18 protein-coding genes are annotated in these 23,014 nt (G+C 70.8%); 8 read left to right on the forward strand and 10 right to left on the reverse strand.

Going from position 1 to position 23,014, the window contains the following annotated elements:
* Positions 1-62 precede the first annotated feature (62 nt).
* The 3 genes from D0T12_RS36825 to D0T12_RS30480 all read right to left on the reverse strand — a co-directional run bounded on the left by D0T12_RS36825 (position 63) and on the right by D0T12_RS30480 (position 3,826).
* Entirely contained in the window at positions 63-1,793 is a 1,731-nt protein-coding gene (locus tag D0T12_RS36825; protein WP_233526376.1) for an SseB family protein, read from the reverse strand.
* Positions 1,794-1,893: 100 nt separating this feature from the next.
* Positions 1,894-3,429, reverse strand: a complete 1,536-nt coding sequence (locus D0T12_RS30475) for a hypothetical protein (protein ID WP_117403995.1) — start codon at positions 3,427-3,429, stop codon at positions 1,894-1,896.
* 148 nt (positions 3,430-3,577) lie between these two features.
* The gene (locus D0T12_RS30480) at positions 3,578-3,826 is read right to left on the reverse strand and encodes a hypothetical protein (RefSeq protein ID WP_117403997.1); all 249 of its coding nucleotides are present in this window, start codon (positions 3,824-3,826) and stop codon (positions 3,578-3,580) included.
* A gap of 642 nt (positions 3,827-4,468) precedes the next feature.
* Here D0T12_RS30480 and D0T12_RS30490 point away from each other — a divergent pair.
* The 3 genes from D0T12_RS30490 to D0T12_RS30500 all read left to right on the forward strand — a co-directional run bounded on the left by D0T12_RS30490 (position 4,469) and on the right by D0T12_RS30500 (position 9,560).
* Positions 4,469-5,068, forward strand: coding sequence for an HhH-GPD-type base excision DNA repair protein (locus D0T12_RS30490; protein WP_117403999.1), 600 nt, complete (start codon positions 4,469-4,471; stop codon positions 5,066-5,068).
* Between the two features lie 395 nt (positions 5,069-5,463).
* On the forward strand, positions 5,464-7,629 hold the full coding sequence (locus D0T12_RS30495; protein ID WP_199487794.1) for a SpoIIE family protein phosphatase: 2,166 nt from the start codon (positions 5,464-5,466) through the stop codon (positions 7,627-7,629).
* A gap of 254 nt (positions 7,630-7,883) precedes the next feature.
* The gene (locus D0T12_RS30500; RefSeq protein WP_233526377.1) at positions 7,884-9,560 is read left to right on the forward strand and encodes an RNA polymerase sigma factor; all 1,677 of its coding nucleotides are present in this window, start codon (positions 7,884-7,886) and stop codon (positions 9,558-9,560) included.
* A 616-nt stretch (positions 9,561-10,176) separates the two neighbouring features.
* Here the strand turns inward: D0T12_RS30500 and D0T12_RS30505 are convergent.
* Positions 10,177-10,407, reverse strand: coding sequence for a DUF7455 domain-containing protein (locus tag D0T12_RS30505; RefSeq protein ID WP_117404002.1), 231 nt, complete (start codon positions 10,405-10,407; stop codon positions 10,177-10,179).
* A 395-nt stretch (positions 10,408-10,802) separates the two neighbouring features.
* Here D0T12_RS30505 and D0T12_RS30510 point away from each other — a divergent pair, with 395 nt between their 5' ends.
* Positions 10,803-12,893, forward strand: coding sequence for a DNA gyrase/topoisomerase IV subunit B (locus D0T12_RS30510; RefSeq protein ID WP_117404003.1), 2,091 nt, complete (start codon positions 10,803-10,805; stop codon positions 12,891-12,893).
* A gap of 132 nt (positions 12,894-13,025) precedes the next feature.
* Positions 13,026-13,424 carry a hypothetical protein gene (locus D0T12_RS30515; RefSeq protein ID WP_147339689.1) on the forward strand — a complete coding sequence of 133 codons (399 nt, stop codon included), beginning with the start codon at positions 13,026-13,028 and terminating at the stop codon, positions 13,422-13,424.
* A gap of 43 nt (positions 13,425-13,467) precedes the next feature.
* Here D0T12_RS30515 and D0T12_RS30520 read toward each other — a convergent pair whose 3' ends face one another.
* The 6 genes from D0T12_RS30520 to D0T12_RS30545 all read right to left on the reverse strand — a co-directional run bounded on the left by D0T12_RS30520 (position 13,468) and on the right by D0T12_RS30545 (position 19,755).
* Complete coding sequence (locus D0T12_RS30520; RefSeq protein WP_117404175.1) at positions 13,468-14,034, reverse strand: thioredoxin family protein; 567 nt, start codon at positions 14,032-14,034, stop codon at positions 13,468-13,470.
* A gap of 313 nt (positions 14,035-14,347) precedes the next feature.
* Entirely contained in the window at positions 14,348-16,831 is a 2,484-nt protein-coding gene (locus D0T12_RS30525) for a DNA gyrase/topoisomerase IV subunit A (protein WP_117404176.1), read from the reverse strand.
* A 167-nt stretch (positions 16,832-16,998) separates the two neighbouring features.
* Positions 16,999-17,688 (reverse strand): class I SAM-dependent methyltransferase, encoded by a 690-nt coding sequence (locus D0T12_RS30530; protein ID WP_117404007.1) that lies wholly within the window; start codon positions 17,686-17,688, stop codon positions 16,999-17,001.
* 39 nt (positions 17,689-17,727) lie between these two features.
* Positions 17,728-18,477, reverse strand: coding sequence for an SDR family NAD(P)-dependent oxidoreductase (locus D0T12_RS30535; protein WP_117404009.1), 750 nt, complete (start codon positions 18,475-18,477; stop codon positions 17,728-17,730).
* Positions 18,478-18,556: 79 nt separating this feature from the next.
* Positions 18,557-19,138: a TetR/AcrR family transcriptional regulator gene (locus tag D0T12_RS30540; protein WP_117404011.1), complete on the reverse strand. Its 582-nt coding sequence runs from the start codon at positions 19,136-19,138 to the stop codon at positions 18,557-18,559.
* Positions 19,139-19,170: 32 nt separating this feature from the next.
* Positions 19,171-19,755 carry a nuclear transport factor 2 family protein gene (locus D0T12_RS30545; RefSeq protein WP_233526378.1) on the reverse strand — a complete coding sequence of 195 codons (585 nt, stop codon included), beginning with the start codon at positions 19,753-19,755 and terminating at the stop codon, positions 19,171-19,173.
* A 716-nt stretch (positions 19,756-20,471) separates the two neighbouring features.
* Here D0T12_RS30545 and D0T12_RS30550 point away from each other — a divergent pair.
* The 3 genes from D0T12_RS30550 to D0T12_RS30560 are packed head-to-tail and all read left to right on the forward strand — an operon-like array spanning position 20,472 to position 22,978.
* Positions 20,472-21,479 (forward strand): methionine ABC transporter ATP-binding protein, encoded by a 1,008-nt coding sequence (locus D0T12_RS30550; RefSeq protein WP_117404015.1) that lies wholly within the window; start codon positions 20,472-20,474, stop codon positions 21,477-21,479.
* On the forward strand, positions 21,476-22,132 hold the full coding sequence (locus tag D0T12_RS30555; protein WP_117404017.1) for a methionine ABC transporter permease: 657 nt from the start codon (positions 21,476-21,478) through the stop codon (positions 22,130-22,132). The genes D0T12_RS30550 and D0T12_RS30555 overlap by 4 nt, the downstream gene beginning before the upstream one ends.
* A 30-nt stretch (positions 22,133-22,162) precedes the next feature.
* Positions 22,163-22,978 (forward strand): MetQ/NlpA family ABC transporter substrate-binding protein, encoded by an 816-nt coding sequence (locus D0T12_RS30560; protein WP_117404018.1) that lies wholly within the window; start codon positions 22,163-22,165, stop codon positions 22,976-22,978.
* Positions 22,979-23,014: the final 36 nt, after the last annotated feature.

Here is a 23,014-nt window from a genome sequence, read left to right on the forward strand (position 1 = left end):
CAGTTCTCGTCCGCGTCCGAGAAGGGCTCTGTGGCGGGCTGATGGCCGTAGGGGCGGGGAGTTCACTCGGGGCGCGGAGCCGGGAGGGCGTCGGTCCTGGCCGGGGCCCACACGCCGCCGATGGCGTCGTAGACCGCCAGGATCGTCTCCTCGCCGTCGCCGGTCGAGCGCCAGAGGCGGGCCCCGTGCGGCGGCCGCATCGGGACGCCCGCGGACTTTTGAGCCGGGCCGTCCACCACCGGGCTCTTCCTCGTCGGCGCGCCCAGGGGGAGCTTCCCGGCGGCCTCCGGCACAGCGGCCTCAGGCACAGCGACGTCGGGGGCCGACGGTTCCGGAGCGGCAGGTTCAGCAGCGGCCTGCTCGTGGACGGCGGGTTCGTGGACGGCCTGTTCGGGGGTGACGGGTTCGGGGGCGGCCTCTTCGGGGGTGGCGGGTTCCGGAGCCGCGGGTTCCGGCTCGGCGGGCTCCTCCGCCGCGACCGGCTCGGGTGACAAGCCGTTCGGGTGGGTCTTGTTCGGGTCGAGCGCCGCGCTCAGCTCGGAGAGCGTGTACGGGTCGATCGCGGTGTGCGATTCGTCCTGCGCCCGGTCGACACCGTGCGCCCGATCGACGCCGTGCGCCCGATCGACGCCGTGGGAGGAGCCGTTCACCGGTGGGGGCGTGCCGCCGACGATCGGGTTGGGCCCCGAGAGCGCGTTCGGGTTCACCGTCCCGTACGGGTTGGTGACGTCCGGGGCGAGGGACGGTGCCGCGCCGGTGACTCCGAGCATGCGGGTGATGACCGACGAGTCCAGCAGGACCTCGCTCGGCAGGCCCCAGTTGATCGCCAGCCGCCAGGTGGGATCGGGCCAACCCGCCGCGAGCCGGGCGAAGGAGGTGCGCCGGTAGAGGCCCGGGTGCCGGTCGCCGGTGCGGGCCAGCGCGCCCGGCGAGGTGAAGACCGTGACGTAGGTGCTGCTGCCGATCGTGATGGTGGGGAACTCGGCGTGGTCGGGATCCTCCACGGCGGGGGCGGTCGCGGGGAGCACCAGGTCGGCGCTCGCCAGCAGCCGGAAGTACGTGGTGTTGTCGCCGTTCGCCTTGGCCTCGGCGAGACGGGGCTCCAGCGGGTCGGCGTCCGCGTGGGGCGGGCCGTCGGGGGCGAGGGGGGTCCCCGCGGGCGGAGCCGCGGCGGGCGGCAGGGCGGGCGGTGTGGGCGGCGGCGAGAGGGGCGGCGGGGGCGGCGGGGGCGGCGGCGCCGCGGTGGGCGGCGACCCCGCCTCCGCGAACCACCCACCGAACGGGTGATCGGAGGCGCCGCCGGACGAGGCGCGGCGCTTGTTCACGCGCGACGGGTCCGCGACGTCGATGCCGAAGTCCGTCAACTCGATCAGGCCGGTGCCGTGCCGGTGGAACGATTCGTACACCAGGTCGGACGGCCGCCGGACGCCCTGGACGTCGCGAAGGGCGGTGACCATGACGTCGGCCAGCCGCGAGAAGTCGCCGTCGGTCACCGCCGGCATCCCGCCGGGCGTGCCGAACTCCGGCAGTTCCGTCCACCAGTTGCGGGGGGCGGGGTCGGCGGGCGGGCGCCAGCCCACGTCGCTCATGATCTCCTCGTCGGCCTTCGTGAGCAGCAGCGGCCCTTCGAGGAAGTTGTTGCTGACGGCCTCGGCGTAGAGCCGGTCGGGCTCGCGCATGGCCTGGACGTAGTGCCGGCTCTCGTCCCGCTCCCGCACGATGAGGATCGTGTCCCGTTCGAGACCCGCCAGCTCACGACCCAGCCGCCGGGCGAACTCGGACCACTCCAACAAGATCACTCCCTACGACCGGGGCCGGCCCCCCGGGTCCCCCGCGAGACCGTGTCCGAGACCTGATGATTGCCGCCGGGGACGCCGCGTGCAAACCGGGAGTTCACTCCGGTGCGGGTTCGTGGCGGAGCGCGCGCAGCGCCTCGTGGAGCGCGTCGGGATCGTCCCCGTGGAGGTCCAGGACATCGATGAGTCTGTGCAGGATCTCGTGGCGTTCGTAGCCGACGTCGAGCAGCGACTGTGCGGTATCCCACAGCTGCGGCGGCTCGCCGTCCCACAGCCGCCGGGTGAGGCGTTCGTGCGCGTCCAGGTGCTCCTCGTCGCCGCCGGGGTGTTCGAATTCCAGGATGACGCGCCGGTCGTCGGGGTCGGAGGGGTCCAGGGTCGATAGATCGAGGTAGCCGTGCCGCCCGGTCCGCCTGTGCGTCCCGGACAGGAACGGCAGGGCGAACGCGCGGCGGGGGAGCGCCTCCAGGTCTCCGTCGGGCAGGAGGCGGTCGACCACCGCGCGGTCGAGGCCGAATGCGGCCGGGTCGCGGTAGGCGTCGGCGAACTTGGCGGTGGCGTCCCAGAGGGCGTCCAACGTCACCCTGATGCCCTCCTCGGGCAGCCCCGTGCGCCGACCCGCCCACCGCACCCACGCGGCCAGCACGTGCGGCACGGCCTCCTGCTCGGTCGGGGACAGCAGCACTTTGCGCGGCAGCCAGTCGAGCAGGAACATCTCGCATTTGACGGGACTGACCCGAAGTGGCCGCCCGAAGTCGTGGGTGCAGCCGTAGTCGATGATGCGGTCGACGCACCGGCTGGCGGCGGACAGGTCGGACAGGTGCCCGGCCTCCTCCGACGCCAGGAACCTCGCCGCGATCGTCGCCCGCCTGTCGTGCCCGTACACCGGAGGGTCGGGCAGGCGCCCACCCGGCGGGAGGATGTCCACACGTGCTCGGACGAAGGCGTGGTAGGACCCGAAGTTCTCGTTCACCGGCGGGTCGCGGGTGTCGTCGGTCACGTCCAGCGCGCTCAACAGCAACGCCCTGGCGTCCCGTGGATCGAGGGGCTCGAACCGAATGAGGGGGTTCTCGCGGCCCTCGCGGCGGCACTGCTCCAGGAGGTCATCGACCCTGGACGAGACCCAGGCGTCCCTGACCATCCCCGGCATCGGCGGGCGCACGACACGCGTGGCGCGGGCGAACGGGTCGGTCGGATCGAAGACCCCGGCCTTGTTTCGGTCGACCAGGACGACCAGGGCGTGCCGTTCGGTGCCGCCGTACGTGTAGGTGCAGACGACGGAGTCCTGGTCGCCGTAGACGTCCCGGGACACGAAGCACTCCTCGGACGCGACCATCCCCACGTGGTCGGCCCAGCCGGGCCTGGCGACGCCGTTCCCCATCAGGTCCAGCGCGGCGCGTTCGGCCTTCGCCGCCTGACGGGGGGTGCCCATGTAGGCCATTCCGATGAGCAGCCCCAGCGCGGCAGGGGTCCCGGCCGCCGTGGCGTGGTCGACGAGGGCCTCGCCGATGACCTCCTCGACGTCGCCGCCCGGCACCCGCTTCCCCCACCACGCCCCGAGGATCTCGCTGACGATGAGTTCGGCGTCCAGGGGGCTGCGCACGGCAAGCAGCTCGCGTGCGTGCTGGAGCATGCCGTCGAAAATCGCGGAGACCTCGCCCGGGGGTGTCGACTCGTCCCGGCCCGGTTCCCCGGAGGGGCGGTGGCGGCTACGGGGACTCACCCCTCTAGCCTCTCAGATCAGACGTGGGCGGTGTCCCCTACACGTCCGAAGAGGGACCTCAGCCGTCCGCCCCGGCCGCCGACGCGCGCCGTGAGGGCGGCTCCGATTTGAGTCTCCCGGTGAGATGCTCGCGAGCCATCCGTTCGACCCTGGCGGAAGTGACCTCCAGACCCAGATGGGCCATGCGCGCCTGGACGTCGGCCACGCACCGGTGCACCGTGTCCGACGGGACGGACACGAACTCGTCGCAGAGCCGCCGGGTCAGTGCCTCGCGGATTTGGCTCCGGTGATCGGCCAGTGCAGGCATCAGCGCACACCTCCGTGCACGGGGTTCCGGTAGAAGGCTCTGCCTTGATGTCCCATTCCAGTGCTTTTGCGGGGAGAGTCAATACGTTCCGGGAGGTGGTTTGGCAAATTCTGCGCCGTCCCTGGTGGAGGCCTCGCGAACCGCGGGTGTCACCCTGGGCTGGACGGACCTCAGACACTGCGCAGACCTCTGACGGTGGCGCCCGTCCATAAGTCGCCCGTCCATAAGCGGGGCGACGGCGTCATCGTCGTCGGCCCCGCCTCGATCGGCCGTCCGGCGTCAGTGGGTGGCTTCCGAGAGCCCCGCCGTGCGCGGAGCGCCGGGGGAAAGCGGGGCGGTGGGGGAATCGGCGCGCAGTCATCGCACGCGAACACCCCGGTCGAGTCCGGCAAGTGTCCGACGCGAACACGCGGCCGAGGCCACCTCTTGTGGCAGACGACGCACGCGGCGCCCCGACGCTGCGCCGGACTCAACCCACTCGGGTCCACGGTCGGCTCGTTCGCCTGACGTATCATCTTCGCCCCTCCGCCCGTTCGTTCTCGTTCACCTCCACAATCGAACACTCGCGCCAGGCGTGATGCCCAGGTTTCGGGCGTTCTCGTAAGACTTCTGAGAGATTCGGACCGGCCCTAAGCTGGGCTCATGGCCACGAAGGTTCATCTCACCCAGCGTCCTGAAGCCGACGAACTGCTCGGCCGCAGCCCCCTGGCCGCGCTTGTGGGCATGCTGCTCGACCAGCAGATTCCGATGGAGTGGGCCTTCACCGGTCCCTACACCATCGCCCAGCGGCTCGGCTCCGACGACCTGGACGCCCACGAGATCGCCGCGTACGACCCGGAACGGTTCGCCGCGTTGCTGTCGGAGAAGCCCGCCGTGCACAGGTACCCGGGCTCCATGGCGAAGCGGGTTCAGCAGCTGTGCCAGTACCTCGTGGACAACTACGACGGGGACGCTGAGCAGGTCTGGAAGGGCGTGGACACCGGCAAGGAACTGTTCAAGCGCCTCAACGGCCTTCCCGGCTTCGGTAAGCAGAAGGCCCAGATCTTCCTGGCGCTGCTGGGCAAGCAGTACGGGATCCGGCCGGACGGCTGGCGTGAGGCGGCCGGGGCGTACGGGGAGGAGGGCTCCCACCGGTCCGTCGCCGACATCACCGGCCCCGAGTCGCTCGCCCAGGTCCGGGCCTTCAAGCAGGAGCAGAAGGCCGCCGCCAAGTCCGCCAAGTCCGCCAAGTCCGCCACCTGAGCGGGCCCGTCGCCGACGCGGACGCCATCGCGTCAACTCGCCGAAAAAGCCGAGTTGACGCCCTGTGACACGGTAGCGCCGTAACATCTCGACTCGCCGTCCTGGCGGACCGCCTCCCGTGTCCTCCACGACGGTGTCCGATCCGACGTGTTCGCCGGGGCCGAAGGGGACAAGTATGTTTCAGCAGGGGTTCCGTACGCGGCGAACCATCGGGATGATGAGTACCTGACTCCGACCGGTGTTGTGATGGAGGCGGGAGCGCTAGCCTGCTCCCATTCACTCATAGTGATGAAAAATTGCCGCGCGGTACGGGACCCTCTGGGGCGGAGGTGTTGTCCTTGAGCACCGAGACGTCCGTTCCGCATCCCCGCGTCTCAGGGGTGGAGGGGCAGCCCATGGATGCGACCGACGCCGCGCTGTACGCGACCTTGCTGACCGAGGCCCCCGCCGGGCTGGCGTTCTTCGACCGCGACCTGCGCTGCCGTAGGGCCAACGACGCGCTCGCGGCGCTCCTGCGGGTGCCCGTGCGCGACCTGCAACAGCGAAGGCCGCGCGAGGTTCTGCCCGAGGCGCTGGCGACGGCGTTCGAGACCGCGCTGCGCAGGGTGATCGACGAGAACCGTCCGCTGAGCGACCTCGATCTGGTCGTCCCGGCCGGTGAGCCGTCACCCGACCCGCACGAAGCGGACGAACCTTCCGCGTCGCCGTCCCCGCCACCGGCGCCATCGTCCACGTCGGCTTCCACGTCGGCTTCCACGTCCACCGCGCACACCGTCACGGCCACGGCGCTCGACGAGCGCATCCTGGCCTGCTCGTGGCTGCCCGCCAAGGGCGCCGACGGCGAGCACCTGGGCGTCGTCCTGACCGCGCTGGACGTGACCGACCGGCGCAGGGGCGAGGAGGTCATCCGCCGCAAGGAGCAGCGCTACCGCTCGCTCGTGGAGGCCAGCGCCCAGGTGGTGTGGGTCGCCGCCCCGGCCGGCGGCGTGATCGACGACGCGCCCGAGTGGCGCGCGATCACCGGCCAGACGCCGGACGACTACGCGGTCGGCGGATGGCTGTCGGTGGTGCACCCCGAGGACCGTCCCCGCATCGAGGCCGCCTGGCGCGACTGCGTCGAGGAGAACCGCGTCTTCGAGACCAACTACCGGGTCCGCACCAAGAGCGGCACCTACCGCCACTTCGACGTGCGGGCCGTGCCCATCTGGCAGGGCGACGCGGTCATCGAGTGGGTCGGCGCCAACACCGACGTCACCGGGCAGCGCGAGGCCGAGGAGATGCGCGGGCGGCTGACCGAGCAGCTGTCGGCGGCGGCGCTGCGCACGGCGCGCCTCCAGCAGGCCACGTCGATGCTCGCCGAGGCCCTGACCGTGTCCCAGGTCGTCCAGGTCATCACCGAGGTGGGACGGTCGGCCATCGGCGCCGACTACTCCGCGGTGGCGCTCCTGGACGACGACAAACTCCGCCTCAGGATCGTGGCGCCGTCCCAGCCGGGCGCCGAGAGCGAGACCGCGCCCGTCTCCCGCGACGAGATCAAGGTCAGTGACCAGACCGTGATGTCGGTGGCGGTGCGCGAGAGCCGGCCGTTCCTGGCCGAGCACCCCGACAGCCTGCGCCTGCAACTCGGCCACGGAGAGCGGGACCTGTTCGCCCAGCACATCGAGGAACGCGCCTGGGTGGGCCTTCCCCTGCTCGCGGCGGGCGCCCCGATCGGCGCGCTGCGCTTCTCGTTCACCCGGCCCCGGGAGATCACCGAGGAGGAGCGGGTCTTCCTGGAGGCGCTCGCGGGGCAGTGCGCGCTGGCCGTGGAGCGTGCCCTGCTGTTCGAACGCGAGCACCGGACGGCCGAGGAGCTCCAGCGCAGCCTGCTGCCGAGCGATCTGCCCCAGCTTCCCAGCATGGTGCTGGCCGCCCGCTACAACCCCGCGACCCGCCACGTCCAGGTCGGCGGCGACTGGTACGACGTGTTCCGGCTCCCCGACGACCGGCTCGCCATGGCCGTCGGCGACGTCATGGGCAAGGGCGTCCTCGCCGCGGCCGGTATGGGACGCGTCCGCAACGCCCTCAGGGCGCTCGCGCTGAACGATCCGCGTCCGGCCGCGGTCCTGGCCGGGCTCGACCGCCTGTTCAGCGCCACCGAGGACGAGGAACAGTTCACCACCGTCGCCTACGCGGTCATCGACCCGGAGACCGGGCAGGGCGAGTTCAGCAACGCCGGGCACCCGCCACCCCTCCTGATCTCCCCGGACGCGCCCGCACGCGTCAGCGCCCGGGAGCCCGGCACGCCCCTCGGCTGGCCGAGTCAGCGACAGCAGACAAGTTTTTCCATCGAGACCGGCAACACTGTGGTCTTCTATTCCGATGGACTTGTGGAGAACCGTAGACGTGGGGTGGACGCAGGGCTGGAGGAGCTTGTCGCCGTCGCGGCGGACGCCCCACCTGAAGTGGTAGGAGATCCCGAGAGACTCGTCGACTTCCTGGTCGATCGGATGCTTGCCGGGTATGAGCAGGTAGACGATGTGACCGTGCTTGCTCTGCACGTCCCGCCCAAGTTCGCCTGAAACGCGCCGGAGACGACGCGAAGACGGCGGAGCACGTTCGAAGGACCGTCCGGCGCCCTCTAAGGTGGAGAGTTACCGGGTAGGACTTCACAGGCGGAATGCGCAGCAGTGCCAGAATGCTTGACCCAATGAGAGCGGGTACGCTGCGGTCCCGCACCGGGAGGTCCGTTCCGTGTGTGGTCCCACCCAGTGTGAGGCCGGGCCCATCAGGGCACTCGGGTCAGCCAAGCCACACGTTCGTTCGAGAGGTATTTGTGTCGCCTGCTAGCTCGACCTCGAAAGCGTCAGATCTGCACGATCACGTCATCGCGCAACTGATCGAGCGTGGACGGTCCCAGGGCAATCGCCTCGAAGCCGACGACGTACGACGTACGTTCGAGGAGGCCGACATCCCCGTGTCTGCGGCCTCCAGCATTCTGCGGAGCCTCAGCAAGGAGGGTGTGACCGTCATGGTGAGCGCTGCCGACTCCGCGGCGCCCAAGCGTTCGCGCAAACGCGCGTCGCAACCGGTGCGCAGGCCCAAGACCGCCGCGGCGGCCAAGGAGCAGCCCGACACGGTGACCGCGGTCGTCGGCGACGACGCGGTCCCCGGGGGCGCCGCCGAAGGGGTCGCGGCCGAGCCGCGCCCCGCGGCCGTCGAACCCGCGCCGAAGAAGGCCGCGCCCGCCAAGGGCGCCAAGTCCAAGAAGGCCGCGCCCGCGAAGAAGGGCGTGGCGCAGGCCGCCAAGGCGGCGGTCCCGGCCAAGCCCGACGCCAAGAAGGCGTCCGACGACCCCGAGGTCGAGGACGACGTGGACGTCGACATCGACGCCGACCTCGCCGACCTCGACGTCGACCTGGAGGACGACGCGGCCGCCGAGGTCGTGGAGACCCCCGAGGACGACGAGGCCGTCGCCGCGCCCGCCGCGAAGGCCGCGCCCACCGGCAAGCCGACCGAGGGCGCCGCCAACGAGGAGGAGGGCTTCACCCTCGGCGACGACGACGAGGACGCCCCCGCGCAGCAGATCGCGGCCGCGGGCGCCACCGCCGACCCGGTCAAGGACTACCTCAAGCAGATCGGCAAGGTTCCCCTGCTCAACGCCGAGCAGGAGGTGGAGCTCGCCAAGCGCATCGAGGCCGGGCTGTTCGCCGAGGAACGCCTCGCCGTCGCCGCGTCCGCCATGTCCGAGGAGGACCTGGAGGACTTCGAGTGGATCGCCGAGGACGGCCGCCGCGCCAAGAACCACCTCCTGGAGGCCAACCTCCGCCTGGTGGTGTCGCTGGCCAAGCGCTACACCGGCCGCGGCATGCTGTTCCTGGACCTGATCCAGGAGGGCAACCTCGGTCTGATCCGCGCCGTGGAGAAGTTCGACTACACCAAGGGCTACAAGTTCTCCACGTACGCCACCTGGTGGATCCGGCAGGCGATCACCCGCGCGATGGCCGACCAGGCCCGCACCATCCGCATTCCGGTGCACATGGTCGAGGTCATCAACAAGCTGGCCCGCGTGCAGCGGCAGATGCTCCAGGACCTGGGCCGCGAGCCCACCCCGGAGGAACTCGCCAAGGAACTCGACATGACCCCGGAGAAGGTCGTCGAGGTCCAGAAGTACGGCCGCGAGCCCATCTCCCTGCACACCCCGCTCGGTGAGGACGGCGACAGCGAGTTCGGCGACCTCATCGAGGACTCCGAGGCCATCGTCCCGGCGGACGCGGTCAGCTTCACGCTCCTTCAGGAGCAGCTCCACTCCGTCCTGGACACGCTCAGCGAACGCGAGGCGGGTGTGGTGTCGATGCGGTTCGGCCTCACCGACGGCCAGCCGAAGACCCTGGACGAGATCGGCAAGGTGTACGGGGTGACCCGGGAACGCATCCGCCAGATCGAGTCCAAGACCATGTCGAAGCTGCGCCACCCGTCCCGCTCGCAGGTCCTGCGCGACTACCTCGACTGACCGTCACCCGACAGGCACGAATTCAGGGCCCCTCCTCTCGGAGGGGCCCTGATTTTCGCGCTACCGCCTGGAGCCGAAGGCCCCCTAGGGACGATCGCGCACGTCCCTACGACAACAGCCCTCCCTGGCTCGACGACGTCCGCCACCGCCGCGACGCGGGGCGCAGGCGACCACCAGCTTCCAGAAGCCGCGGTGGCCGAACCCGATTGCCGGATCACGGTGCCGGACGGTGTGGTGCGGCCTGTGGTGGCGCGTATCCGCAGGCCGGTCGGGCGCAGCCGACCACCGGGCGCCCCGGCTCCGTCAGCAGGTCCCAGAGGGCGTCGTGGCCGAACCTGGTGGCTGAATCGGGGGGCCGACGGCGGGCTGCGGCACTCCGGTGGCCGGTGACGGGTCCGGTCATGTGGTCGCCTGAGGGAGGGGTGAAGAATGTCACCTGAAGGTTAGAGTTGGACGAACTCGGTGGTCCGCGTCACTGGACGATACCTTTCTGCCACGTATCGTGATCAATCAATAACGTTATGTAGTTGTGGTCGATTGGCTGAACGGGCGTGGAAATGCGAACGGCGGCCACCGTTTCCGGTGGCCGCCGTTCGGGGCTCCTGCTATATGGGGATCACCGCTCGTCGGTCGGGGCGGTGGCCGGGGTTTCGTTGAGCCGGTCGGTCTCGTCCTGAATGTCGGCCCCGTTGGCGCGGAGGGCCTCTGCGTACTTGCGTCCGTGGTGGGCGCAGAACAGGAGGTCGCCGCCGCCGACAAGGACTGCACGGACGTAGGCCTGAGCGCCGCAGCGGTCGCATCGATCGGCGACGGTCAACGGCTTGGTTGGGGCAAGGGCTCCAGTCACGGCACCTTCCTCATGCTCGGGGTCGGTACTTAGGACAACATCTAACCCGACGCCGACGTTCCCAACCTGGTTCTTCGTACGCCCACAGCAGAATGGCCCAATAAGTGACCGACATCACATTAGACGGTACGATGCGACGGGACATGCGACTGCTCGCCCGCGATCCTTCGTGAGAAGGGCGGCGACGGCCGCGGCGACACCCGTGACCGGACCTTGATCCGTGACCGGCGACCGGGACGGGAGCGTTCCGGGTAGCCTGCCAAAGGTCGGATTTCGTCGTGCGGCCGAGCCGGCGGAAGCGCTGGAACGTCCGTGGCGGCGAGCCTTTCGGAGGACTGTCGGTGACCGGGGGTACTCTTCTGCCGACCGTCCCACCCCCGAGGAGCACAGGCACGTTGACCGCCGCGACCGCAGAAGCCACCACCGAAGACCCGCACGGCTACTCCGCCCGGCACCTGTCGGTGCTGGAGGGCCTGGAGGCCGTGCGCAAGCGACCCGGCATGTACGTCGGGTCGACCGACAGCCGAGGCCTCGCGCACTGCCTGTGGGAGATCGTCGACAACAGCGTCGACGAGGCCCTGGCGGGCCACTGCACGCACATCAGCGTGACGCTGCGCGCCGACGGGTCCTTCGAGGTGGCCGACAACGGCCGTGGCATCCCGGTCGACATCGAGCCGAAGACGGGCCTGCCCGGCGTCGAGCTGGTCATGACGCGGTTGCACGCGGGCGGCAAGTTCGGCGGGGTGTCCTACACGGCGTCCGGTGGCCTGCACGGTGTCGGCGCGTCCGTGGTCAACGCGCTCTCCGCCCGGCTGGACGTGGAGGTCGACCGCGACGGGCACACCCACGCGATCAGCTTCCGGCGCGGGCTGCCCGGCGAGTTCGCCGACGACGGCCGCCCGAACGCCCGGTTCAAGAAGAGGTCCGGCCTCCGGCAGATCCGCAAGGTCGCCAGAAAGGTCACCGGCACCCGGACCCGCTTCTGGCCCGACCAGCAGATCTTCCTGAAAGAGGCCACGGTCGACCAGGCCCTCGTCCTCGACCGGATGCGGCAGACCGCGTTCCTCATCCCGGGCCTCACCATCGACGTCCGCGACGAGCGCGGTGAGGAGACCGTCGACGAGACGTTCCGGTTCGACGGCGGCATCAGCGAGTACTGCGCCTACCTGACCAAGGACGCCCCCATCATCGACGTGCTGCGGCTCCAGGGGCGCGGCCACTTCACCGAGACCGTTCCCGTCCTGGACGACCAGGGCCACCTGACGCCCACCGACGTCGAACGCGACCTCGAGGTCGACGTCGCGCTGCGGTGGGGCACCGGCTACGACACGGTCACCAAGTCGTTCGTCAACGTGATCGCCACCCCGAAGGGCGGCACCCACGTTCGCGGCTTCGAGCGGGCGGTGCTGAAGGTGCTCAACGAGCAGCTCCGCGCCACCAAGCTGCTGAAGAACGGCGACGAGGACGTCGTCAAGGAGGACGTCCTGGAAGGCCTCACCGCGGTGGTGACGGTCCGGTTGCCCGAACCGCAGTTCGAGGGCCAGACCAAGGAGATCCTCGGCACCTCCGCCGCCACCCGCATCGTCTCCCAGGTCGTCCTGCGGGAGCTGCGCGCGGTCTTCGAGAACCCGTCGCGCGGGCGGAAGCAGCCGCTGCGGGCCGTCCTGGAAAAGGTCGCCGGGGCCGCCAAGACCCGCATCGCCGCCCGCACTCAGCGCGACAACCAGCGCCGCAAGAACGCGCTGGAGAACTCGGCGCTGCCCGCCAAGCTCGTCGACTGCCGCGCCACCGACGACCGCAGCGAGTTGTTCATCGTCGAGGGCGACTCGGCGCTCGGCACCGCCAAGCTCGCCCGCGACTCCGAGTTCCAGGCGCTGCTGCCGATCCGCGGCAAGATCCTCAATGTGCAGAAGGCGTCCGTCGCCGACATGCTGAAGAACGCCGAATGCGCCGCGATCATCCAGGTCATCGGCGCCGGCTCGGGCCGCACCTTCGACATCAACGCCTCCCGCTACGGCCGGATCATCCTGATGGCGGACGCGGACGTCGACGGCTCCCACATCCGCACCCTGCTGCTCACCCTGCTGTACCGGTACATGCGGCCGATGCTGGAGGAGGGACGCGTCTACACCGCCGTCCCGCCGCTGCACCGCATCGAGCTGGTCAAGCCGAAGAAGGGGCAGGACAAGTACGTCTACTGCTACAGCGACGGCGAGTTGACCCGGAAGCTGGTGGAGTTCGAGCGCAAGGGCCAGCGGTGGAAGGAGCCCGTCCAGCGCTACAAGGGCCTCGGTGAGATGGACGCCGACCAGCTCGCGGAGACCACCATGGACCCGCGGTACCGCATGCTGCGCCGGATCCGCGTCGAGGACGCCGACGAGGCGACCAAGATCTTCGAGTTGCTGATGGGCAGCGACGTGGCCCCACGGCGCGCGTTCATCACCGCGGGCGCCTCGGAACTCGACGCCGAACGCATCGACGTCTGACCGGCGGCTCGCCACCTCACCCGCCCGCGCGGTCCCGTTCTCCGTGGTCAGGGGTTGATCGTCGATCATCGGGCGGCAAGAGCTCGGTCAACTCCCGCGCGACGCCGCCCGGCTGCCCCGAGCATGGGGACCGTGCTCAGAACCCGCATGATCGCGCACTACCTGCGCCCGTACGCGCAATGGCGGATCAACCGTCCGGACCCGTGTGACGACGGCCGCAACGCCCGCGCCGCGATCGGTCTCATCGACGCGGCGACCTACGTGACGCAACTGGAGGACGGCGAACCCGTCATCGTCCGCCTGGCCCTCGCCGGTTGCTTCGACCGGGGCCATTTCGATCCGGGGCCCGAAGGCGAGAGACTCGTCCGCTTCTGGCACTACGACAGCGTCGACGGCGGCCCGCCGGATCTCCTTGAGGCCTTGGCGGCGTCCGCCGAACACGGGACGCGTCACGGCCCGCGCGAGGCGCGTCAGGGACACGACCTGGCGACGTTGCCGCGTCCACGCCAGGGCGAAGTCACTCCGGCGTAATTCGTCCGGTGTGGTTCAGGCCTTGTGATTACACGCGCTGAAATTACGCCGGGTCGTCTTCGGGCTTCCACTTGATTCCGCAGCCGATGCTCGGCGTGTGCGGCTCCGGGACGTCCCGGCCCGCGAGCACCAGGTCGAGCGCGGCCCTGAGCGACGCCCCGTCCGACGCCACGTCGTTCCTGGGCCGCGCACCGTCGAACTGGCCCCGGTACGCGAGCCGACGCTCACCGTCGTAGAGGAAGAAGTCCGGGGTGCAGGCGGCCCTGAACGCCCGGGCGGTCTCCTGCGACTCGTCCACCAGGTAGGGGAACGTGAACCCGGCCCGTTCGGTCTGCTCACGCAGACGCTCCGCGCCGTCGTCCGGGTAGTTCGTCACGTCGTTGCTGCACACGGCGACGGTGGCGAGGCCCTTGCCCGCGTACTCGGCCGTGACGGCGCCGATCTCGTCCTCGATGCGGCGGACGTACGGGCAGTGGTTGGACAGGAACATGACCAGCAGCGCGGACGCGTCCGGGAAGTCGTCGTGCGACACCGTCCGGCCGTCGATGGACGGCAACGTGAACGCGGGAACCGTGGACCCAAGCGGAACCATGAAGGATTCGATCGCCATGCGCGCCATTGTCGCGCACGCCGACGCGGTCAGGGGAGCAGCGAAGGCCCGGACGGCCGACGAGTCCCGCGTGCCGTCGCGCCGGTGCGGAAACCGCGCGGGTACGCGCCCGTGATCCATCCGGGACCCTCCGCGGTCAGCTCTCGTCCTCCTCCGGAGGCAGCGGCGCCAGGGGCCGCTGGCCGACGTCAGCGGGCTGTCGCGCCGCTCGTCCGGCCCGGCCCCGCGTTTCATCCCCCGATGCGGCGGTCCGGTGTCGGCTGCTGGGCGCTACGCCTGGTGGTCGGGCAGGCCGCGTTGGGGCTCTCCGCGGTCAGCTCTCGTCCTCCTCTGGGGGTGGTGGCCCCAGGGGGCCGCTGATCGACGTCAGGGGGGTGTCGAGTCGCTCGCCTGAGCCGTCGCGGCGGCCCATCGTCACGTTCAGTGTCGCCGGGCGGCCGCCCGCGGCGGCGGCTCGTAGCGGTGTCGGTGCCGCCCAGGCCTGGAGCAGGACGTCCTCGCCCTTGAGGAACCGGTGCGCGCGGACCCCGCCGGTGGCGCGGCCCTTGGACGGGAAGTCGGCGAAGTCGGCGAGTTTGATCGCGCCGGTCTGGGTGCCGGGCAGCGCCGACGACGACCCGGAGACCGTGATGACCCGTGCCTCACGGGTCGGGTCGATGGCGCCGAACCACAGGACGCGGGCGCCCGCGCCGAGTTTGATGCCCGCCATGCCGCCCGCGGCGCGGCCCTGCGGCCGGACGAGCGAGGCGGCGAAGTGCAGGAGTTGCGCGTCGGTGGTGATGAACACGAGGTGCTGATCCTCGGCGAGCAGTTGGACGGCGCCGACGACGCGGTCACCGTCCTTCAACGAGATGACCTCGAACTCGTCACGGTTGGCGGGGAAGTCGGGGACGACCCGTTTGACCACGCCCTGGGCGGTGCCGAGGGCGAGGCCGCCTCCCACCTCGGACACGGCCGCCAGACCCACGACCGTCTCGTCGGGCTCCAGGTCGAGGTATTCGGTGATCGGTGCCCCGCCCGCCAGGGACGGTGGTGACGCCGACGGTGGTAGCCCAGGTAGGTCGAGGACGTCGATGCGGACCATCCGGCCCAGCGACGTCACCGCGCCGACCTGCCCCCGGACCGTGGTGGGCACGACGGACGTCAGCACGTCGTGCGCGGCGCGGGGGCCGCTGTCGGGCAGCGGACCGGCGTCCTGGGTGCGGGCCAGCAGACCGGTGGACGACAGCAGCACCGTGCACGGGTCGTCGGCCACCTCCAGCGGCACGGCCGCCGCTGCGGTGTGGCCCGAGGACTCCAGCAGGATCGTCCGGCGGGGCGTCGCGAACTCCTTCGCGACCTCGCCGAGCTCCCGGGAGACGACACCGCGGAGCTTGCGCTCCGACTCCAGGATCGCGGTCAGCTTGGCGATCTCCTTGGCGAGCTGCTCCTTCTCCTTCTCCAGTTCGAGCCGGTCGTACCGGGTGAGGCGGCGCAGCGGGGTGTCCAGGATGTACTGCGCCTGGATGTCGGAGAGCTCGAAGATCTGCATCAGCCGTTGCTTGGCCTGCGCGGCGTCGTCGCTCTGCCGGATGACCTGGATGACCTCGTCGATGTTGAGGAGCGCCACCAGCAGGCCCTCCACGAGGTGCAGGCGGTCCTCGCGCTTGGTGCGGCGGTACAGCGACCGGCGCCGGACGACCTCGATGCGATGGTCGATGTAGACCTGCAGCATGTCGCGCAGGCCTAGGGTGCGGGGCTGGCCGTCGACGAGCGCGACGTTGTTGATGCCGAACGTCTCCTCCATCGGCGTCAGCCGGTAGAGGTCCTGCAGGACGGCCTCCGGGTTGAACCCGTTCTTGATCTCGATGACCAGGCGGAGGCCGACGTTCCGGTCGGTGAGGTCCTTCAGGTCGGCGATGCCCTGGAGCTTCTTCGCGTTGACCAGTTCCTTGATCTTGGCCTTGACGCGTTCCGGGCCGACGGCGTAGGGGAGTTCGCTGACGACGATGCCCTTGCGGCGGGGCGTGACGTTCTCGATGGACGTGGTGGCGCGGGTGCGGAACGTCCCCCGCCCGCGCTCGTAGGCGTCGCGGATCCCGTCCAGGCCGACGATCTTGCCTCCGGTGGGCAGGTCGGGTCCGGGGACGTGGCGCATCAGCTCGTCCAGCGTGGCGTCCGGGTGGTCGATCAGGTGCCGGGCCGCGGCGATGACCTCGCCGAGGTTGTGCGGCGCCATGTTCGTGGCCATGCCGACCGCGATGCCGGACGCCCCGTTGACGAGCAGGTTCGGGAACGCGGCCGGCAGGACCTCCGGCTCGGTCTCCTGCCCGTCGTAGTTCGGGCGGAAGTCGACCGTGTCCTCGTCGATGGAGGCGACCATGAGCATCGCCTCGCGCGACAGGCGGGCCTCGGTGTACCGCATGGCGGCGGGCAGGTCGTCGCCGCCCAGCGACCCGAAGTTGCCGTGCCCGTCCACCAGCGGCATCCGCATCGCCCAGGACTGCGCCATCCGCACCATCGCGTCGTAGATGGCGCTGTCGCCGTGCGGGTGCAGCTTGCCCATGACCTCGCCGACGACGCGGGCGCACTTGACGTGCCCGCGGTCGGGGCGCAGCCCCATCTCGTTCATCGAGTACAGGATCCGGCGCTGCACGGGCTTCAACCCGTCGCGCACGTCGGGAAGCGCCCGCTGGTAGATCACCGACAGGGCGTACTCGAGGTAGCTGCCGCGCATCTCGTCGGAGACGTCGACGTCGACGATGTTCTCCTCGAAGTCCGGCGGTGGGGGAGGTGCCTGGGATCCGCGTCGTGCCATGCCCCACATTGTGGCCGGTCCCGGGGACATCTTTCGCCAGCCCCACCGGGTGCGGCGGCCGGTTCACCGAAATCGGTTCCGTTCCGTCACCTCCGCGCCCCTGGCGGATCGAGGCCGGACCGTTCCGGTCGCCGCAGGTGGACGTCTCGTCGGACGCGCCGCCGCCCCTAACGGCGGGCCATGACGAGGCTTCCCCGCTTGGTCACGGGAAGGGGGGTGCGGAGGCGGCGGGCGGCCGCCGCGGCCTCCGGGCGGGGGACGCGGCGGGCGACCAGGTAGTCGCGGATGGCGTCGTGGTCGGGCAGCGTGATCAGCGGTGCGTCCCAGCGTTCCACCTCGACCTCGTCGAACACCTCGCAGACCCGGTCGGCGGCCTCCTCGGCGTCGAACGTGGTCGGCCGGGGCCGCCAGACGGGCGCCAGTTCGGGGCTGTCGTTCCGGCAGATCGCGGTGGCGAGCAGGACGCCGCCGGGGGCGAGGACACGGCGTGCCTCGCGGAGGGCGAGGCGCGGATCGTCCAGGTGGTAGAGCATGTTCACGGCGACGGCGGCGTCGAACGTTCCGTCCCGGAAGGGGAGCCGAGCCGCGTCCGCCCGCACGCGCGGACCCGGATGGGCCCGCAGCAGGGCCGCGGACGCGTCCAGCCCGACGAGCCGGAACGGCGGCGGGTCGGGGAGCGCGTCGCGGAGGGCGCCCTCCCCGCAGCCGATGTCCAGAACACGGGACGGCTTTTCGTGGAGCAGCTTCGCGGCGATGTGGTCGTGCAGGCTCCGCGCCCCGATCAGGTACTTCCTGGTGACCCTCGCGGCGAGGCGGAAGCGCTCGGAATCGGAGTCGTGGTCGGGTGTGCGCGCCATGGACTGAGTCTGCCCCGTGGGCCGCCCCGAAAAGCGTCGTCAGGCGGTCGCGCCGCCGTCGACGACCAGGTCGTGCCCGACCACGTGGCTCGACGCGTCCGACGCCAGCCACAGCACCGCCTCGGCGACCTCGGACGTGTCCGCCACCCGCCCGGACGGCGCGGCGACGCGCATCCGCTCCGCGCGTTCGTCCCGGGTCTCGCCGGGCAGCAGCGACATCGGCGTGTCGCTGGCGCCGGGGCTCACGGCGTTGATCCGGACGCCGTCGGCGACGTGGTCGAGGGCGGCGGCGCGGGTGAGGGCGCTGACCGCCGCCTTGGACGCCGCGTACGCTGCCAGGCCGGGGCGGCGGCCGTGCGCGCCGATGTTGGACGAGACGTTCACGATCGCTCCGCCGCCGTGCCGCCGCATGTACGCGACCTCGTGTTTCATCGACAGGAACACGCCGGTCACGTTGACCGCGAGGACCTCGTCCCAGGCGGCCTCGTCGACGTCGGCCAGGGGGCCGGTCGCGCCGAGGATCCCGGCGTTGTTGACCGCCGCGTGCAGCCCTCCGTGCCGGGCGGTCACGGTTTCGACCATGCGGGCGACGGCGGACGTGTCGGTCACGTCGGCGACGACGTGGTCGGCGTGGTCCGAGCCGACCTCCTTGACGGCGTCGGCGAGCGCCGTCGCGTCGCGTCCGGCGAGGACGACGGTGGCGCCCGCGCGGGCGAAGGTGTGCGCGAGGGCGCGGCCGATGCCGCCCGCGCCGCCGGTGATGAGGACGGTTCTGCCGTCGAACGACATGGCTGTCTCCTCCAGAGATACTAGATCGATCGTTCTTGAATCGGATTGGAAAGGGTCCGTGTGGCGGGGCGGTGGGAGGTCAGTCGAAGAGGGCCAGAGCCTCGCGGGTCGCGTCGCGGAGGCGGTCGTCGTCGCCCGGCGCGCGGCCCAGCACGCGAAGGCCCTGGAAGAAGACGACCAGGAAACGGGCCAGCGAGCGGGGGTCTCGATCCCCGGGCAGTTCACCCTGCGCGCGGGCGCGAGTTAGCGCGGAGGTGAGGGACGCCTCCAGGAAGGTCCAGCTCGCCTCCACCAGCCGCGCGGCCTCGGGGTCACGTGCGGCGAGCTCCACCGCCGTGTTCACGACGAAGCAGCCGTTCCGCGGACGGCCCCGGAACGACTGCTCGGCATAGTCTTCGATCAGCCGTCTGACCTGCGGCAGGACGGGCCCCGGCCGGGACAGCGCCTCCGCGATCGCCGGGTCGGTGGTCCGGAGGTAGCGTTCGAGCGCCTTCAGGTACAGCTCGTGCTTGCCGCCGAACGTCGCGTAGATGCTCGCGCGGGCGACGCCCAGGCACGCCACGAGGTCGGCCATGGAGGTCGCCTCGTATCCACGCTCCCAGAACAGCTCCAGCGCGCGTCGCAGCGCCTCGTCCGGGTCGAACTCCTTCGCCCTGGCCATGGCGGGAGCGTAGAGCTATCGAGAACGATCGGTCAAATATCGGCGCTGAGGACGGGCCGCGGCAGCCGGGTGCCGAGGTCGAGGACGTCCAGGACCGCCCCGTCCGGGGCGAGGGCCTCGACGACCGGGCCGCGGCGCGCACCCCACACCACGACGGCGTGCCCGTGCGCGGGGACGTCCAGCAGCCGCTGGCCGATCCTGATCCGCGCGACCTCGGCCGCCGCGTGCAGGCGCGCCTGGTTCACCCATTTCGCGCCCCAGGGCAGGAGCCGGTTGGCGTTGCGGACCGTCCGGCCCGACCCGTACTTCAGCAGGTGACGTCCCATCTCCCCGGACGAGCGGCGCGTCAGGGGCTCGGCGGGCGCCGAACCACCGCCGCCGCCGAGTTCCCGCCACTCGCCGTCACGGCGGTGGAACGTCCAGCCCTCGATGAAGTCGGCGCCCACGGACGACCCGTCCCCCGACCGGTAGAGGAACGTGACGACGGCGACGTCGCCGTCGATGTCGAGCCCCAGCGGGAGAAAGCCCCGTCCTTCGTCGAAGGTGGCGGGGGCCGGGGTGGGCAGGCCGTCCCTGAGGAGTCGCAAGCACTCCTCGAGCACCTCGTCGTCGTTCATGGTGGGGACCTCTGGATCGTACGGGTGGGACGGTTCGAGCATGACCGTGCCGGCGGGGCGGTGCGGGCAGGATTGCGAACACAAGATGTGGGCAGAACAACGGGGCCTTCCCGCGAGAAGGCCCCACGTCGGACTCACTCTAGACGTCCGGCTCGCCTGGTTTCACCCATCTGGCACACTCCCGTCGGCGCTTCGCCATGAGGTGTTCATCTCACTTCCACCGCGGCCTCACCAGGTGTGACCGGCTGGGACCGGGGACGTGTCGAGCGCCTCACCCGAATGGGTTTGCGTAAGTTGCATGGAGCGAGTTAACTGCTGACATGACCTCCGTACGCCAGTGCCATGAGCCTCCGCTGTCCCCGCGGGCCATGCGGCGTATGCGGTGTTGTCGAATGTGCGACCGCTGAGGGCCCCCGTCCGAGGCTCGCGCCCCGAAGCGAGCAAGCCCCGAGCCGGAAGTCGCGCATGCACTTCGTTCGCCATCTGTTGAGCCACGGCCCCTACCCGCCCGGACTCGCCTGACCACGCCCGTGCCCGGTCGACCCTGCCGGGCCGCGTGTCCGGCCGACCGTGTTCGACCGGCGGCGCCCGGTCGACCGGCGCGGCTGACCGTGTTCGGCTGATCGCGATTCCGATCCGCGCCGCGCTCGCGGCCCGCGTCCCGCCCAGACCGTCGCCCACCCGGCGGCTCTCCGTCACGCCTGGACTGATTTCCTGTGATTCAGATCGAAAAACTTCGAAAGGTGTACCGCGGCCGAGACCGCGAGGTGACCGCCGTCGACGGCGTCGACCTCACCGTCGCCGAGGGCGAGGTCTTCGGCGTCCTCGGCCGCAGCGGCGCCGGTAAGAGCACGCTGCTGCGCTGCGTCAACCTGCTGGAACGTCCCGACGAGGGCCGTGTCGTGATCGACGGCCGTGACCTGCTCTCCCTGCGCGGCGCCGAACTGCGCCGCGCACGCCAGGGCATCGGCATGATCCACCAGCATTTCGGGTTGCTCGGCAGCCGCACCGTCGCCGGAAACGTCGCGTTCCCCCTGGAGGTCATGGGCGTGCCCCGCGCGGAGCGGGCCCGGCGCGTCGCCGAACTGCTGGACCTCGTCGGCCTCGGCGACCACGCGAAGGCCTATCCCTCGCGGATCTCCGGCGGCCAGAAACAACGCGTCGGCATCGCCCGCGCCCTCGCCGGACGTCCGAAGGTCCTGTTGTCGGACGAGGCGACGTCCGCGCTCGACCCCGAGACCACGGCGTCGATCCTGGACCTGCTGCGCGACCTGAACCGGCGGCTCGGCCTCACCATCCTGCTGATCACCCATGAGATGGACGTGGTCAAGAGCATCTGCGACTCGGCCGCGATCATGCGCGACGGTCGCCTCACCGAGTCGGGGCCGGTGCCCGAGCTCCTCGCCCGTCCGGACTCCGACCTGGCGCGCGGCCTGTTCCCGCTGCCGCCCGCCGACCCCCGTGAGGGCACCACCCTCGTCGAGGTCACCTTCGTCGGCTCCGTCGCCGACGAGCCGTTCGTGTCGGCCCTGGCGCGCAAGTACTCCCTGGACGTCAACATCCTCGGCGGCGCGGTCGAGACGGTCGCCGGCGAGCGGGTCGGGCGTCTCCAGCTCGAACTGCCCGGCGACCCGTCCCTGAACGCCGCCCAGCTCGCGTTCTTGCGCGAGTCCGGCCTGACCGTGACCGTGCTGAACCCCGCGACCCCCGAGGAGGCGCGATGAGCTGGGACGAGGTCACCCCGCTGCTGTGGCCCGCCACGGTCGACACGCTCGTCATGACCGGTGTGGCCACGCTGTTCACCGCCGTCCTCGGGCTGCTGCTCGGGGTGCTGCTGGTGGTCACCGAGCGCGGCGGGCTGCTGCCCGCGCCGCCGGTCAACCGGGTGCTCGGCCTGGTCGTCGACATCGGGCGGTCGCTGCCTTTCCTGATCCTGATGGTGGCGATCATCCCGTTCACCCGGGCGGTCGTCGGCACCAGCATCGGGAACGCGGCCGCGATCGTCCCGTTGACGGTCGGCGCCATCCCGTTCTACGCGCGGCTCGTCGAGATCGCGTTGCGCGAGGTGGACCCGGGCGTGGTCGCCGCGGCGAACGCGATGGGCGCCACCCGCCGCGAGATCGTCGGCAAGGTCCTGCTGCGGGAGGCGCGGCCGGGCCTGGTGTCCGGCCTGACCGTCACCGTGATCGCGCTGATCGGCTACACGGCCATGGCCGGGACGGTCGGCGGCGGCGGGCTCGGCAACCTCGCCGTCGTCTACGGCTACGAGCGCTTCGAGACCAAGGTCATGGTCGCCACGGTGGCGCTGCTCGTCGTCATCGTCCTGGCCGTCCAGGCGATCGGGGACCTCGTCGCCCGCCGCCTGACCCACAAGTAACCGCTTGAGACACAGAGAAAGGCACCTGTCGTGCTACGCAAGATCACTGTCGCGCTGGCCTCCGTCGGGCTCCTCGCGGGACTGACCGCCTGCGGCTCGTCGTCGGCGTCCGACGATCCGGACGCCCCGCTGAAGGTCGCGGTCAACCCCGTTCCGCACGGCGACATCCTGACCTACGTCAAGGACAACCTTGCGGCCGAGAACGGTCTGAAGATCGACGTCGTGACGTTCAACGACTACCAGCAGCCGAACACGGCGCTGAAGGAGAAGCAGGTCACGGCCAACTACTTCCAGCACGTCCCCTTCATGAAGGAGTTCGAGAACGAGTCCGGGACGAAGCTGGCCTTCGTCGCGCCCGTCCACCTGGAACCGCTCGGCGTGTACTCCAAGAAGGTCAAGAACCTGGGGGCGGTTCCGCGCGGCGCGACGGTCGCCGTGCCGAACGACCCGGCCAACCAGGGCCGCGCGCTGAAGCTGCTCGCCGCCAACGGCCTGCTCACCCTGAAGCCGGACGCGCCGGCCACCGCCACCGAACGCGACATCGCGAGCAACCCCAAGGAGTTGAAGGTGAAGCCGCTGAAGGCCGCGCAGCTGCCCCGGTCGCTGGCGGACGTGGACCTCTCGGTGATCAACGGGAACTACGCGATCGAGGCGGGGCTCGCCCCGAACAAGGACGCGCTCGCCGCCGAGAAGCCCGAGGGCAACCCGTACGCCAACGGCGTCGTCACGCTGCCCGAGAACAAGGACGACCCGCGCGTGCAGAAACTCGTCCGGCTTCTCCAGGGGCCCGAGGTCAAGAAGTTCGTCGCGGACAAGTACCAGGGGTCGGTGCTCGTGACGTCCTGACCCCACCAAAGCGGGCGAATCAGAGGAAACCCGGGG

The sequence above is a fragment of the Actinomadura spongiicola genome (assembly GCF_003432485.1).
Lineage (GTDB): Bacteria > Actinomycetota > Actinomycetes > Streptosporangiales > Streptosporangiaceae > Spirillospora > Spirillospora spongiicola.